Genomic DNA, 14,363 nt, shown 5'->3' with positions numbered 1-14,363 from the left:
CCGCTACCCGGAGAGACGCCACATGACCACGCCGCATCTGCGCGGACTCTGTGCCGAATGGGGCCGGATGAGCCGGGCGGAGCGTGACCGCGCCTATGACAATTCGGCGGCCGTTCCCGAAAGCCCGGCGCTGAACGAGGCACGGATCGCCGCCTCGCGTGAATTCCGCGCCCGCCATGCCGCCGGGCTCGATCTGCGGTACGGCCCGCGTGAGCGCAATCTCTGGGACATCTACGCCGCGGAAGATCCCAACGCCCCCTGCCTCGTGTTCATCCACGGTGGCTACTGGCAGCGAAACCGGCGCGAGGATTTCGCCTGCCTGGCCGAGGGGGTGCGCGCCCATGGCTGGTCCTGTGCCCTGCCAGGCTATACCCTGGCACCCGAGATCACGCTGGCGGACATTGTCGCCGAAATCCACCAGGCGCTGGATTGGCTGGCGGGACATGGCGCCGCGCACGGCGTCGCTGGCCCGGTCGTGCTGTCGGGTTGGTCTGCCGGCGGGCATCTCGCGGCGATGGGGCTGCGCCATCCGCGGGTGACGGCGGGGTTTGCCATTTCCGGCGTGTTCGAACTCGGGCCGCTGCGCGACACCTACCTCAACGAGAAGCTGCGCCTGACCGACGAGGAAGCCGCGACGCTGTCGCCCCTGCGCCTGCCGGTCGTGAACAAGCCCCTCGCGATCGCCTACGGCACGCGTGAACTGGCGGCGCTGGTTACCGACAGCCGCGATCTGCACGCCCTGCGTGCCGCCAGTCATGCGCCGGGGCCGCTCCTGCCTGTGGCCGGCGCCGACCATTTCACCATCCTCGATCAGCTGCGTCGGCCGGATGGGGAACTGACGAGAGCCACGCTCGGCCTGTTGCCTCAGAGATAGGGCAGGAGCAAGCGCGCGGCCGCGTCGCGTAGCGGCGCGAATGGCCCTGTCTCGAGCCCCTGCCGTAACGGTGCCGCCGCCGCCATTTTCGAGTCGATCAACGCGTCGATCCTGGCGCAGACGACCGGATCGTAGCATTCGAGATCGAACTCAAAATTGAGCCGCAGGCTCCGCGTGTCCCAGTTCGAGCTGCCGATCAGGCACCAGGCGCCGTCCACCGTCACCAGCTTGGCGTGGTTGAATGGCGCTGCGCCGAGCCGCACATGCGGGCGGATGGCGCGGAAGAAGCGCAGATGCGCGCGCATCGCCCAGTCCATCAACCGGTGATCGCTCCGCTCCGGGATCACGATCTGCAACTCGACCCCGCGGAGCGCGGCCTGGGCAAGGGCGAACTCCAGCTGCGGATCAGGCAGGAAATAGGGGGTGACGATCCTGATCCGCCGTTCCGCAAGGGTGATCGCAGCACCGAGAATCGTCTCGAGGTTGAACAGGTCGCCATCCGGTCCGGAGCGGATGCCCCGCGCCGGCGTCACGCCGGCCTCGCCGATCTGCGGCCACCAGGCCGGACCTTCGAGCGTCTCGCCGGTTGTGAACAGCCAGTCTTGGGCGAAGCTGGCCATCAGTTGCCGTGTGGCCGGCCCTTCCACGCGAAGGTGAACATCGTCCACCCGGTCGGACGGATCGTCGGGGGCGAGATTCTCGGCGCCGATGTTCAGCCCGCCGGTGAAGCCGGCGCCGCCGTCGATCACCAGCAGCTTCTTGTGGTTGCGCAGGTTCAGCAGCGGCATCCGCCATGGCGCCCAGCTGTGCAGGAACTTCGCGCAGGGCACACCGGCTCGTCGCAGCGCGCGAAAGGCGGGCGCGCGCAGATAGCCGCCGCCAACGCCATCGATCAGCACACGAACCTCGACCCCCCGCTCATGCGCCGCGGCAAGGGCGGCGACGAAGGTCCGGCCGACGCGGTCATCGCGGAAAATGTAGGATGCGAGTGCGATGCTGTGTCGTGCCGCGCGGATTGCCTCCAGCATCGCCGGATAGGCCTTGGATCCGCCGTGGTGGATGGCAACGGCGTTGCCCGATTGCAGGGGAACGCCGGTGACCCGCTGGCCGACCCGGGCGAGCGCCTGTATGGCGGGTTGCGCGTCGGGCGGTGTCGCTTCGCCGAAACTGACATCGAGCGAGTCGGTGCGGACGGAGAGGCGGCTCGCGCGCCGGTTGATCCGGTTGATGCCGAAGGCAAGGTAAAGCGGGCCGCCAATCACTGCCGACAGCCAGGCGATCGCGATCCAGCCGAGGGCCGCCCGTACATCCGCCTTGCGCAGCAGCGCGTGCCGCGTCACCGCCAAGGCGACTCCGCAATGAATCAGCAGGAGCAGGAAAATCAGCGGCCGCATCCGCGCCGTTCGTCATTGGCTGCCATGCCGCCATGCATACACAAGATGGGCGGGGAGGCTACCATATCATTCGCATTGTCCTGCCGTCAGCCGGCCTGACGGCGTGCTCTAAGGGAGGTTTGCCGATGCGCCTGATCAGCTGGAACCTGCTCCGCCGCGTGGGCGCCGAGGCCCGCGAGGTCGCGGCGCTGATCGAGGATTACCGGCCCGACCTGATGCTGATGCAGGAAGCGACCGAGTCGATTGCCCAGGTCACCGATCTTTGCGGCGGATGGTTCTATCGCGCGCCGATGCAGGGGCGGATCTACGGGCTTGCCGTCTGGAGTCCCGCACCGCTGGCTGAGCCCGGCACGGTGCGGTTGCCGGCTTCGGTCATGCCCGGAAGGGTGCCGCCGCGCCTCGCCCTGCTGGTGGAGGCGCAGGGAATCACCTTCGCCAACGTCCATCTCTCGCACGGGCAGATGCTCAACCGCCTGCAGCTTCGCCATATCGCCCGGCAGATCGACGGCCCGGCGGTGATCGTTGGCGACTACAATGCGGTGGGCCCGATCCGGCTCAGGGGATATCGAGATGTCGGCCCGAGGCAGACCACCTGCCGCGCCGGCGAGATGGTGCCGTTCCGGCTCGACCGTTGCATGGTGCGCGACCTGCACGCGCATGAGGCCCGGGTGCTCGGCCGCGGCAGTTCCGATCATCACCCGATCGTGGTGACACTCGCCGCCGCCGCCGCCGAAGGCTGATCCGGCGCGGGCAGGAAGGGCAGGGCAGCAGGCCGGATCACCCGTGCGGCGATGAGCTGCAGATCGGCGGCAGCGAGCGTTTCCCGCCGCAGCAGATCATCTGCCACCTCGTCGAGCAGGGCACGATTCTGCCGCAGGATGAGACGCGCCGCCTCGAACGCTGTATCGAGAATATCCCGCACCGCGGCGTCGATCGCATCCGCCGTCTGCTCGCCGTAGCGGCGTGGCCTGAGATCGGTGGCCGAGGCACCGCCGAGCCAGGCGCTGCCTGAGTCCGTTTCATAGGCCACGAGGCCGAGTTCCGGCACCATGCCATAGCGCAGCACCATGCTGCGGGCGATCTCGGTGGCCTTCACGAAGTCATCCGCCGCCCCGGTCGAAACCTCGTCGAATACCAGGGATTCGGCGGCGCGGCCCGCCAGCAGCACCGTCATCCGCTGGAACAGTTCCCGCCGGTCCATCAGGTAACGGTCCTCCAGCGGGCGCTGGATGGTGTAGCCGAGGGCGGCGATCCCGCGCGGGATGATCGAGATCTTCTGCACAGGATCGGCGCCCGGCAGCGCCATGGCGACAAGCGCATGGCCGGTTTCGTGATGGGCGACGATGTCCCGCTCGTGCGGGTTGAGCAGCCGGTTGCGCTTCTCCAGCCCGGCGACGATGCGCTCGATCGCCTGGTTGAAATCCTCCAGCGTCACGGCATCGGCCCGGCGCCGGGTGGCGAGCAGCGCGGCCTCGTTCACCAGATTGGCGAGATCCGCGCCGGTGAAGCCCGGCGTCAGCGCCGCGACCTGCTCGATCGAGACATCCGGAGCGAGGGTGATGCGCTTCGCATGGATGGTCAGGATGGCAATGCGTCCCTTGCGGTCCGGCCGGTCGACCAGCACCTGGCGGTCGAACCGACCTGCACGCAGCAGCGCCGCGTCGAGAATTTCGGGGCGGTTGGTCGCGGCAAGGAGAACGACGCCGGTGCTGCTGTCGAACCCGTCGAGTTCGGTCAGCAACTGGTTCAGCGTCTGCTCTTTCTCGTCGTGCCCGCCGCCGGTGAAAATGCCGCCACGCGCGCGGCCGAGCGCATCGAGTTCGTCGATGAAGACGATCGCCGGCGCCTGCCGTCGCGCCTGCTCGAACAGGTCGCGCACGCGGGCCGCGCCGACGCCGACGAACATCTCGACGAATTCCGATCCCGAAATCGAGAAGAAGGTCACGCCGGCCTCGCCGGCGACGGCGCGCGCGAGCAGCGTCTTGCCTGTTCCTGGCGGGCCAACCAGCAGGATCCCCTTGGGAACGCGCGCGCCGAGGCGGCCGTATTCCTTCGGATTCCGGAGGAAATCGACCACTTCCTGTAGCTCGGCCTTCGCCTCGTCGACGCCGGCAACGTCGGCAAAGGTCACCTTGATATCCTTCTCGACATAGATTTTCGCCCGGCTTTTGCCGATCGACATCATGCCGCCGACACCGGACTCCCCGGACATGCGGCGGATCAGGAACAGCCAGATGAACGCGAAGAGGAAGATCGGCAGCACCCAGCCAAGCGCGCGCTCGAGCAGGGTGGGCCCCGGCGTCGCCGCGAAGCTGATCCCGGTCTTTTCGAGTGTCGCGGCTAGCGCCGGTTCGACCCTGTTGGTCTCGAATGTCGCCGGTGTTTTCGCTGGCGGCTTGGTGAAGCGGCCGGTGATCCTATCCTGGTCGATCCGGAGGTCGGCAACACCCCCCGACTTCGCAAGGGTGAGGAATTCGCTGTAAGGAATCACCTTCACGTCTGGCGGACGGGTGAGGAGGTTCTGGATCAGCAGCACACCGATCACGGCGGCGATGAGAAACCAGAAATTGATCTTGTGCTCGCGCTTGATGTCCATATCCGTCCGACCCGGAAATTGTCCCGCCAGTTTAGCAGCGATCTCCGGTCCCGCCTTGAGCGGGATCAAATGACGGTTTCGTTGAATTATTATCAATAAAGAACGAAATTTCATGCGGAGCTGCCGCCGGTCAGACGTGAATTGACAAGGCGTCGGACCGGTTCGACAGTTCAACGACACGGCAGACGAAGGGGAACACGTCATGCTCGAGTCCGCGGCCAGGTTTGGGATGATCGTTGCGGCGCCGGGCGCCAGATCGATGCCGGTGAAGGCGGCGTCCGCTTCTGGCTATGGAGCGGGATTATCGGGAGTTCGGTCATGAGCCCGGCGAACGACGCGACGGGGCGGGGCCAAGGATCGGTGACCGTGCGCCACGGACCAGGCCGCGATGCGCTGCTCGATGGGATCGCCGGCGCAATTCGGCGCAGCCTGCAAGGCCCCCTCGCGGACGCGGCCTGCGGTTTTCTCGATCATTACGCAGCGGGCATCGCCACAGCCGATCTCGCAGCCCGGCCCGCGGAGGACGTCGCGGCGGCGGCACTCTCGCTCTGGTCCTTCGCGCAGGAGCGGCGGCCGGGTGAAAGCCTGCTGCGCGTGTTCAATCCGCGCGGCGGCGGCGCAGGCTGGGGCAACGCCAATGCCGTGCTGGAACTGATCAACGACGACCGCCCATTTCTTGTGGAATCCGCTCTTGCGGTGCTGCAAAGCCTGGAACAGCCTGTTCATGCCCTGGTCCATCCGGTGCTCACGGTCGAGCGCGACGCGGACGGCGCGCTGCGCGGGATCGGCGCGGGCCGGCCAGAGTCGATGATCCAGATCGCCTTCGGCCCCGAAACCGATCCGACCCGGCTCGATGCGATCGCCCAGGACATTCGCCGCGCGATGCAGGATGCCACCGCCGCCGTCGCCGATGCGGAGGCAATGCACCAGCGCCTGCACGAGCGTTTCGCCGCTCTTGCCGAGGGGCCGGAGCGCGACTTGCTCGGCTGGATCGCCAATGACAATTTCATCCTGCTTGGGCTGCAGGAGATCGGACTCGGGCGCGATTACGCGCTCGTGCCGGATGGCGCGGGACTCGGCGTGCTGCGCGCGGATGACGTCGCCCTGTTCGACATCCTGCGCGATGCCGCTGCCTGGCGCGCGGTGGCCGAGGAGGCGCTCGCGCGGTTCGACCGCGTGGCGGTGGCCAAGGCCGATATCAGCAGCCGCGTGCAGCGCGCCCAACTTTATGACGTCGTCGTGGTGAAGACCTGCGATGCGAGCGGCCACCCGGTTGGCCTCACCCTGTTCGCCGGCCTGTTCGCCCCGGACTCCTACAACCGCAACCCTCGCAGCATCCCCATGCTGCGCGAAAAGGTTGAGCGGATCATGCAGGACTCCGGCGTCGATCCCTCGGGGCATGACGGCCGCGCGCTGCGGCACATTCTCGATACCTGGCCGCGGGACGACCTTTTCCAGGGCCTGCCCGATGAAATCCTCGCCGCAGCGATGCGGGTGATGGGGCTGCAGGTGCGGCCGGAACTGGCGCTGTTCCTGCGTCGGGATCCGTTCGGGCGGCACATCTCCGCCATCGTGTTCGTCCCGCGCGATCGGTTCGATACCGCGCTGCGCCACGCGCTCTCCGGCATGATCAACCGTGCCGCCGGCGGCGAACTGGTCGGTTACGCGACCGCGATGGGTGACGGGCCGCTGGCACGGGTGAATTTCATCATCGCCGCTGACCCCAAGCGGGCCCGGGCACTGGATGTCGCGGCGCTCGAGGCCGCAATGAAAGAGGCCGCGCGCAGTTTCCGAGAAAGACTGGCCGACGCGCTGACCGGCGAACAGGGCGATGTGACGGCGGCGGCGACCCTTGCCGAATGGGGCGATGCTTTCCCGCCGGAATATGCGGCATCCACCCCGGCCCATATCGCCGTGCGCGACATCGAGGCTGCCGCCGCGGCGCGCGCCGCCGGCCGGTTCCGCCTCGCCCTTGTGCGGCCGTTCGGCATGGCGGACGACCGCGTGGTGCTCAAGCTGTTCCGCGCCGGCGAGGCCGTGCCGCTCTCGGACATCGTGCCGCTGATCGAAAGCCTTGGCCTGCGGGTGATCGAGGAGGTGCCTTACCGGCTCGCTGCCCGCGGCGGCGCGGTCATGCTTCAGCGCCTCACGCTGGAGACCGCGGATCGCGAGGCCTTCGACCTGACCGGACGGGCCAGCGCGGTGCTGGAGGCAATCGAGGCCGAATCGGACCACCGGGCCGAGGTCGATGGATTCAACCGCCTGATCCTGCGCGCCGGGCTCGACTGGCGCGAAGTATGGCTGATGCGCGCCATGTTCAAATGGTGCCGCCAGGTGCGCGCGCCGTTCAGCCAGAATGCGGTGGAGGCGGCGCTTGCCGCCAATCCGGCGGCGACCCGGCTGCTGGTCGAACTGTTCCACATCCGCTTCGATCCTGACCGGAATCGCGATCCGGAGGCCGAGGCGGCGCTGGATGCGCGCTGGCGCGACCTGCTCGATGCCGTTGCCAGCCCCGAGGAAGATCGCATCCTCCGCCGCTACCGCCGGCTGCTGGACGCGGTGCTGCGCACCAATTTCCACGATGCCGCAACGCCGGTGATCGCCCTCAAGATCGACAGCGCGCGCGCCGGCGACATGCCGCTGCCGCGGCCGATGTTCGAGATCTTCGTGCATGGCGCTCGGATGGAGGGCTGCCATCTGCGCGGCGGCATGATCGCGCGCGGCGGCATCCGCTGGTCGGACCGGCGGGATGATTTCCGCACGGAAATTCTGAGCCTGATGAAGGCACAAATGGTCAAGAACGTCGTCATCGTGCCGGTCGGGGCGAAGGGCGGGTTCGTGCTCAAGCGCCCGCCGACGCCGACCGGCGATGCGAATGCCGATCGCGAGGCGTTCATGGCCGAGGGCATCGCCTGCTACCGGCTGCTCATCAATGCGATGCTCGATGTGACGGACAATCTGGCGGGCGGCACGGTGGTCGCCCCGCCGCGCATCGTCCGGCGCGATGGCGACGACCCCTATCTCGTCGTCGCCGCCGACAAGGGCACCGCGACCTTCAGCGACATCGCCAACGAGATCGCCGTCTCGCGCGGCTTCTGGCTGGGCGATGCCTTCGCCTCCGGCGGCTCGGTCGGCTACGACCACAAGGCGATGGGCATCACCGCGCGCGGTGCCTGGGTGAACATCGCGCGGCATTTTGACGAATTGGGTCACGACATTCAGCGCGAGGACTTCACCTGTGCCGGCGTCGGTGACATGTCGGGCGACGTCTTCGGCAACGGCCTGCTGGTCAGCCGTCACACGAAGCTGCTGGCCGCATTCGATCATCGCCATATCTTCCTCGATCCCGATCCTGATCCGGCGAAGAGCTACGAGGAACGCCGACGGCTGTTCGGGCTGAAGCGCTCGTCATGGGCGGATTACGACCCCGCGCTGATCAGCGAGGGCGGCGGCGTGTTCCCGCGCAACGCGAAAACGGTGACGCTGAGTGCCGCGGCGGCCTCTATGCTCGGCCTCGAGGCCGGCGCGCACGAGCCCGAGCTTGTTCTGCGCGCCATCCTGACCATGCGGGTCGATCTGCTCTATTTCGGCGGGATCGGCACCTATGTGAAGGCGGGAACGGAAAGCCAGGCCGATGCCGGCGACCGCGCGAACGATGCCATTCGCGTCGATGGCCGACACATCCGCGCCCGGGTCGTCGGCGAGGGCGCCAATCTCGGCGTCACCCAGGCGGGACGGATCGAGGCAGCGCAGGCCGGCGTGCGGCTCAATACCGATGCCCTCGACAATTCCGCTGGTGTTTCGACCTCCGACCACGAGGTGAACATCAAGATCCTGCTGGCGAGCGTGATGGAGGCCGGCAAGCTCACGGCGCACCAGCGCGTCGACCTGCTGGGCTCGATGACGGACGAGGTGGCGGCGCTCGTGCTGCGCGACAATCACCAGCAGTCGCAGGCGATCTCGCTCGATGCGCTCGGCGGTGCTGCCGATCTCCCGGCGCAGAACGCGCTGATGAGCCAGCTGGAAGCAGCCGGCGTGCTCGACCGCGCAGTGGCCGGCCTGCCGGACGCGGCGGCGATGGCCGCGCGCGCGGCTTCTGGCCAAGCCCTGACCCGGCCCGAGCTCTGCACCCTGATGGCACACGCCAAGCTGCATGTCGGCGCGATGATCGATGCTTCGCCGCTGGTCGACGAACCGGCGCTCGGGCACCTGCTGGCCGATTACTTTCCGCACACGCTGCGCGAGCGGTTCCGGGCGGAAATCGACGGCCACCGGTTGCGGCGTGCGCTGATCGGCACGGCGGTGACCAACGAACTGATCAACCGGATGGGGGCCGCGGCTTTCGGGCGGATCGCGCTCGAATCCGGGCAGGAACCGCCGGCGATAGCCTGCGCGGCGCTGATCGCCTCCGCCGCGTTCGACCTGCCGTCCCGCTACCGTGAGATCGAGGCGCTGGGCATGGCGGTGCCGGCGGCGCAGCGCCTCGGGATGCTTTTCGCTCTGCGCCGCCTGCAGGAAGCCGCCGCGCGCACCCTGCTGGCCGGCCCGCCTCTGGGGCCGATCGGCGACGAGGTCGAGGCTCTGCGCTTCGGCCTCGCGGATCTGGCCGCCTCGGCCTGTGCCCGGCTTGAGGAGTCCGAGGACGTGCAAGCCCTGACCGCGCATGGCGTTCCGCTGCCGCTCGCGACCTTCACGGTGGCGCTGCCGGAGCTGATGGTGGCGCCGATCGTGGTGCGGCTCGCGGCCCGGCACGACCGGGCGATCGAAATGGTCCGCGCGGTCTGGACGGATGCCGGCGAGGTGTTCGCGCTGAACCCGTTGCGTGCGGCCCTTGGCGCCGTTCCGACCGCGGGCGGCTGGACGACGCGGGCCGTCGCCGCGCTGGCGGACGAGCTGAACGAAATCCAGGGCGCCCTGGTGGAAGCGGCGCTCGACGGCGGCGGCGATCCGGCGGCGCTGCGTTTCGCGTTGGGTCGCCCGGCCGAGAGCGCCATCGCGCTCGCGCATGATGTGGCGCTGATGCCCGATCTCGCCGCCCTGATCGTCGCCGTGCGGGGGCTCCGCCGGCTGCGCGGCTGAAGCCGGACGGCGCCGCTCAGGTAGCGGCGCCGTCCGGCTTCTCGATCAGATGGTTGGCGAATCGCGCGCGTAATTCGGTCTTGAGCAGCTTGCCCGTCGCGCCGTGCGGCAACTCGTCGACGAAGATCACGTCGTCCGGCACTGCCCAGCGCGCGACCTTGCCCTCATAGACCGAGAGCAGTTCCTCGCGAGTGGCGCTCGCGCCTGGCTTCAACGCGACGATCACCACCGGCCGCTCATCCCATTTCGGGTGTTTCGCCGCGATCGCCGCCGCCTCGGCCACCGCCGGATGGCTGACCGCGATGTTCTCGATGTCGATCGAGCTGATCCACTCGCCGCCCGACTTGATCAGGTCCTTGCTTCGATCGGTGAGGATCACGAACCCGTCGGGATCGATCATCCCGACATCGCCGGTGGGAAACCAGCCGTCCTCGGTCGTGCCTTTCGGCATCCGGTAATAGCCGGTGGTCACCCAGTGGCCGCGCAGCTCGATGTCGCCGGCGGTCTCGCCGTCCCACGGCACTTCCTCGGCGCCGCGCCGCGCCCGCAGGTCGATCCCGAACAGCACCCGCCCCTGGCTCAGCCGCTGCCGCCGCGCGGTCGCGGCATCGACGCCGGGCACCGGGGTCGCCACCGTGGCGATCGGGCTGCTCTCGGTCATGCCCCAGGCGTGGACGATGGTGACGCCGAGTTCGTCATACGCGTCGAACAGCGCTTCCGGACAGGCCGATCCGCCAACGATCATACGCTCGAGTGTGCTGAACCGCCCCCCGGTCTTGCGGATATGGGCGAGCACGCCGAGCCAGACCGTCGGCACGCCGGAGGCGCAGGTGACGTGTTCGGCCTCGATGAGTTCGTAAAGGCTCTGCCCGTCGAGGAACCGCCCCGGCATGACCAGCGAGGTGCCGGCGGCGGCGGCGGCGTAGGGCAGGGACCAGGCGTTGACATGGAACATCGGCACCACCGGCATCAGCCGGTCGGCCGCCTTGAGGCCGATCGCATCCGCCGCGTTCACCGCCATCGCCTTCAGCACGGTGGAGCGATGGGTGTAGAGCACGCCCTTCGGCCGTCCCGTCGTGCCCGAGGTGTAGCAGAGGCCGCTGGCGGTCCGCTCGTCGAACCGGGGCCAGTCGTATTCGTCGGTCTCGGCGTCGATCAGGCTTTCGTAATCGGTGATCGCAACGCCGGCGGGCAGGGCGATGCCGGGCAGGTCCGCCGCGTCGCAGAGAAACACCACCTGGCGGAGCAGGCCCGGCGGCAGCTTGCCGGCGACCTGCTCCACCAGGGATGCGAAATCCGCCTCGGCGAACAGCACGCCATCCTCGGCGTGTTCGAGGATATAGGCGATGTCGTCGGGCGCCAGGCGCGGATTGACGGTGTTGACCACGGCGCCCGAGCCGGAAATCGCGAAATAGAGCTCGACATGGCGGTGGTTGTTCCAGGCGAGAGTGGCGACGCGATCCCCCGGCCGCACACCGAGCCGGCCAAGCGCGCGAGCGAGCTGGCGGGCCCGCCGCGCCGTATCCACCCAGGTCTGGCGATGAATGCCGCCGGCGAGGCGGGAGACGATTTCCGCCCGCGGACGATGCCGGGCGGCGTGGACCAGAAAGTCCGAGATCATCAGGTCGTGGTGCTGCATCAGGCCCAGCATGGACGGCTCCCATTCTTTGGATTCTTTGTGCGCGAAACATGCTTCAAACCACCGGCGCGCGCAATCGCCGGACGATGCGGCCGGTCAGAACCGCTCGACCCAGGGCCTGAGTTCGATCTCCCAGGTCCAGGCGCTGCGTGGCTGGTGCAGGACATGAAGATAGGTCTCGGCGATGGCCTCCGGGTCGAGCAGGCTGTCCGGCGCATCCGCCGGCACCGGGCGGCTGGCGGAGCGGATGCCGCCATCGATGACGAAATGTGCGACATGGATGCCCTTCGGCGCGAGTTCCCGTGCCATGCTCTGGGCAAGGCCACGCAGGGCGAACTTGCCCATCGCGAAGGCGGCCGACTCCGCATAGCCCTTCACGCTGGCCGAGGCGCCGGTGAACAGGATGGCGCCGTTTCCGGCGTCCAGCATCCGCCGCGCCGCGTGCTGGCCGACGAGAAAGCCGCCGAAGGCCGAAACCGCGAGGGCGCGCGCAACCGCCTCGGGATCGAGTGAGGCGACCGGGCCGCGCACCCGGCCGGAGGCGTTGTAGACCACCACATCCGGCGTGCCGCCGCCGGCTTCCACCTGCTCGAATAGCCCTGCGACCGCCGCCGCGTCGGCGGCATCGCAGGCGAAGGATTTCGCCCCGATATCGGCACAGAGCGGCGCGAGCTTGTCGGGATTGCGCGCGGCGAGCGCGACGCTCATCCCCTGTGCGGCGAAGCGGCGGGCGAGGGCGGCGCTCAGCCCGCTGCCGGCGCCGACGATCAGGGCGCGGCGATAACGCGGCCCGGACTGATCTGTCATTCCATCTGACCTTTCGTTGTCATACGACACAGGCGGTGGTGGCGCCGTCCATCGTGATGTTGACGCCCGTCACATAGCTGGCGCGGGGCGAGGCGAGAAACAGCACCGTATTGGCGATTTCCTCCGGCGTTGCCATCCGGCCGAGGGGAATCCGGGCAATGCCGCGGGCGCGCGCCTCGTCGATGCTGATGCCGGCGAGCCGCGCATCCGAGGCGAGGCCCTCGGCGACGCGCCCGGTCTCTGTCAGTCCCGGATTGAGGCCGACCACGCGCACCCCCTGTTTCGCATAGGCGGTCGCGAGCCCGGCGGTTGCCAGCATCAGCGCCGCGTTCGCCGCCCCGCCGGCCAGATGCACGGGCGAGGCAATCTTGCCGCCATTGCCGATCACGTTGACGATCACCCCGCCGCCGCGCGCGGCCATGCGCTTCACCAGCGGATCGATCACGTTGATATAGCTGAAATATTTGGCGTCCATCGCAGCCCGCCAATGTGCCGGCGTCAGTTCGTCGGGCGGGGTGCGCCGTGCCGCGCCGGCGCTGTTGACGAGAATGTCGATCGGGCCGAGTTCGGCTTCCGCCGCCTTAATCATCGCGTCCGCTGACGCGGCGTCAGTCAGGTCGGCAGATAGCGCGGCGCGCAGGCGCAGCGTCGCTTTGGCGGCTTCGAGATTGGCCTGCTGCCGCGAGCAGATGGCGACCTCCGCGCCCTCGGCTATGAATGCAGCGGCGCAGGCGAAGCCGATGCCCTTCGAGCCGCCAGTGACGAGAACGCGCTTTCCCGCGAGCGACAGATCCATTGTTTTCTCCTTCGGTGAACTGTTTCGTCATGGTACGAATGCACGCGCGGGATGTGGGCGCACGAGGCGGAGAACGCAATTGCGCCCGCGCGGCAAACACTGCATCATCGCTTGCGCAATCCGGCATATATGCGGGTGAGCACGTTCCGTTGGTGATGGAGGTGGAAGTGGCCAGGGCCAATCACTGGATTTCGAATTCAATCGTGGCGCGGCGGGGCGTCGGCTGGGCCCGCAAGCCGCGTGTCCACAAGCTGACAGAGGAAATGCAGGGCCAGTATCACTACACGATCGGCCCCTATTCCGAACCCGTGCTGACAGTCGAACCGGGCGATCGCATCGTGGTCGAGACGCGCGATGCCTTCGAGGGCGCGATCCGCACCGAGCGGGACAAGCCGAGCCGCCGCCTGCGCATGCCCTTCGTCAATCCGCAGAACGGGCCGATCATGATCGAGGGCGCGGAACCGGGCGACGCGATCGCCGTGCATATCGAGCGGATGCGCCCGCGCGGCGAGGATCCGCACGGCACCTGCTGCATGATTCCGCAATTCGGTGCGCTCACCGGCACCGCGCTCACCGCGACGCTGAATCCGCCGCTGCCCGAAATCACCCGCAAGGTGCCGGTCAACGAGAAGGAGGTGCGCTGGAGCGCGCGCGTCGTGCTGCCCTATGCGCCGCATATCGGCACGCTCTCCACCTCGCCGGAAATCGACAGCATCAACTCGCTGACGCCGGGATCGCATGGCGGCAACATGGACCTGCCGGACATGGGGCCGGGCAGTATCACCTACCTGCCGGTCCGCTCGCCGGGCGCGCGGCTGTTCATCGGCGATGCCCATGCCTGCCAGGGCGATGGCGAGGTGTGCGGCACGGCGGTTGAATATGCCTCGGAAACCACCATCCGCGTCGACCTGATCAAGAACTGGGCGCTCGAATGGCCGCGGCTGGAGCGCGAGGATTTCATCATGGCGATCGGCTCCGCGCGGCCGCTGGAGGATGCGACGCGCATCGCCTATCGCGACCTCATCCTCTGGCTCGAGGCGGAATATGGATTCGGGCGGTGGGACGCCTACATGATGCTGAGCCAGTGCGGCCGGGTGCGTCTCGGCAATTTCGTCGACCCGAACTATACGGTCGGCGCCGGCATTCTGAAGAAATATATTGACGGGGAGACAGGCTGA

General features: G+C 68.2%; 9 protein-coding genes. 4 read left to right on the top strand and 5 right to left on the bottom strand.

What is annotated here, in order from left to right:
- Window positions 1-22 precede the first annotated feature (22 nt).
- Window positions 23-874, top strand: coding sequence for an alpha/beta hydrolase (locus ACRY_RS09575; RefSeq protein WP_011942239.1), 852 nt, complete (start codon window positions 23-25; stop codon window positions 872-874).
- On the opposite strand, the gene ACRY_RS09570 is transcribed toward ACRY_RS09575, so the two are convergent.
- On the bottom strand, window positions 865-2,268 hold the full coding sequence (locus ACRY_RS09570) for a phospholipase D-like domain-containing protein (protein ID WP_011942238.1): 1,404 nt from the start codon (window positions 2,266-2,268) through the stop codon (window positions 865-867). The genes ACRY_RS09575 and ACRY_RS09570 overlap by 10 nt on opposite strands.
- Window positions 2,269-2,393: 125 nt before the next feature.
- Between ACRY_RS09570 and ACRY_RS09565 the strand changes: the two genes are divergently transcribed.
- On the top strand, window positions 2,394-3,008 hold the full coding sequence (locus tag ACRY_RS09565; RefSeq protein ID WP_011942237.1) for an endonuclease/exonuclease/phosphatase family protein: 615 nt from the start codon (window positions 2,394-2,396) through the stop codon (window positions 3,006-3,008).
- Here the strand turns inward: ACRY_RS09565 and ftsH are convergent.
- On the bottom strand, window positions 2,963-4,864 hold the full coding sequence (gene ftsH, locus ACRY_RS09560; RefSeq protein WP_011942236.1) for an ATP-dependent zinc metalloprotease FtsH: 1,902 nt from the start codon (window positions 4,862-4,864) through the stop codon (window positions 2,963-2,965). The two genes, ACRY_RS09565 and ftsH, sit on opposite strands and share 46 nt — an antisense overlap.
- Window positions 4,865-5,182: 318 nt before the next feature.
- On the opposite strand from ftsH, the gene ACRY_RS09555 reads away from it, so the two are divergent.
- Entirely contained in the window at window positions 5,183-9,943 is a 4,761-nt protein-coding gene (locus ACRY_RS09555) for an NAD-glutamate dehydrogenase (RefSeq protein ID WP_011942235.1), read from the top strand.
- Between the two features lie 16 nt (window positions 9,944-9,959).
- Here ACRY_RS09555 and ACRY_RS09550 read toward each other — a convergent pair whose 3' ends face one another.
- The 3 genes from ACRY_RS09550 to ACRY_RS09540 form a co-directional block, all read right to left on the bottom strand.
- Window positions 9,960-11,594 (bottom strand): long-chain-fatty-acid--CoA ligase, encoded by a 1,635-nt coding sequence (locus ACRY_RS09550; RefSeq protein ID WP_011942234.1) that lies wholly within the window; start codon window positions 11,592-11,594, stop codon window positions 9,960-9,962.
- 84 nt (window positions 11,595-11,678) lie between these two features.
- Window positions 11,679-12,389 carry an SDR family NAD(P)-dependent oxidoreductase gene (locus ACRY_RS09545; RefSeq protein ID WP_011942233.1) on the bottom strand — a complete coding sequence of 237 codons (711 nt, stop codon included), beginning with the start codon at window positions 12,387-12,389 and terminating at the stop codon, window positions 11,679-11,681.
- A 19-nt stretch (window positions 12,390-12,408) separates the two neighbouring features.
- Window positions 12,409-13,185, bottom strand: coding sequence for an SDR family oxidoreductase (locus ACRY_RS09540; RefSeq protein ID WP_011942232.1), 777 nt, complete (start codon window positions 13,183-13,185; stop codon window positions 12,409-12,411).
- 155 nt (window positions 13,186-13,340) lie between these two features.
- On the opposite strand from ACRY_RS09540, the gene ACRY_RS09535 reads away from it, so the two are divergent.
- Window positions 13,341-14,363, top strand: coding sequence for an acetamidase/formamidase family protein (locus ACRY_RS09535; RefSeq protein WP_011942231.1), 1,023 nt, complete (start codon window positions 13,341-13,343; stop codon window positions 14,361-14,363).

This window comes from Acidiphilium cryptum JF-5 (assembly GCF_000016725.1).
Classification (GTDB): domain Bacteria; phylum Pseudomonadota; class Alphaproteobacteria; order Acetobacterales; family Acetobacteraceae; genus Acidiphilium; species Acidiphilium multivorum.
The sequence above is the reverse complement of the archived record's forward strand: the minus strand, read 5'-3'. Positions and strand labels throughout refer to the sequence as shown.

What these genes read in the sequence shown, in the direction of transcription:
- ACRY_RS09575 (WP_011942239.1), top strand. Translation starts at nt 23, where the DNA reads ATGACCACGCCGCATCTGCGCGGACTCTGTGCCGAATGGGGCCGGATG.
- ACRY_RS09570 (WP_011942238.1), bottom strand. Translation starts at nt 2,268, where the DNA reads ATGCGGCCGCTGATTTTCCTGCTCCTGCTGATTCATTGCGGAGTCGCC.
- ACRY_RS09565 (WP_011942237.1), top strand. Translation starts at nt 2,394, where the DNA reads ATGCGCCTGATCAGCTGGAACCTGCTCCGCCGCGTGGGCGCCGAGGCC.
- ftsH (WP_011942236.1), bottom strand. Translation starts at nt 4,864, where the DNA reads ATGGACATCAAGCGCGAGCACAAGATCAATTTCTGGTTTCTCATCGCC.
- ACRY_RS09555 (WP_011942235.1), top strand. Translation starts at nt 5,183, where the DNA reads ATGAGCCCGGCGAACGACGCGACGGGGCGGGGCCAAGGATCGGTGACC.
- ACRY_RS09550 (WP_011942234.1), bottom strand. Translation starts at nt 11,594, where the DNA reads ATGCTGGGCCTGATGCAGCACCACGACCTGATGATCTCGGACTTTCTG.
- ACRY_RS09545 (WP_011942233.1), bottom strand. Translation starts at nt 12,389, where the DNA reads ATGACAGATCAGTCCGGGCCGCGTTATCGCCGCGCCCTGATCGTCGGC.
- ACRY_RS09540 (WP_011942232.1), bottom strand. Translation starts at nt 13,185, where the DNA reads ATGGATCTGTCGCTCGCGGGAAAGCGCGTTCTCGTCACTGGCGGCTCG.
- ACRY_RS09535 (WP_011942231.1), top strand. Translation starts at nt 13,341, where the DNA reads ATGGAGGTGGAAGTGGCCAGGGCCAATCACTGGATTTCGAATTCAATC.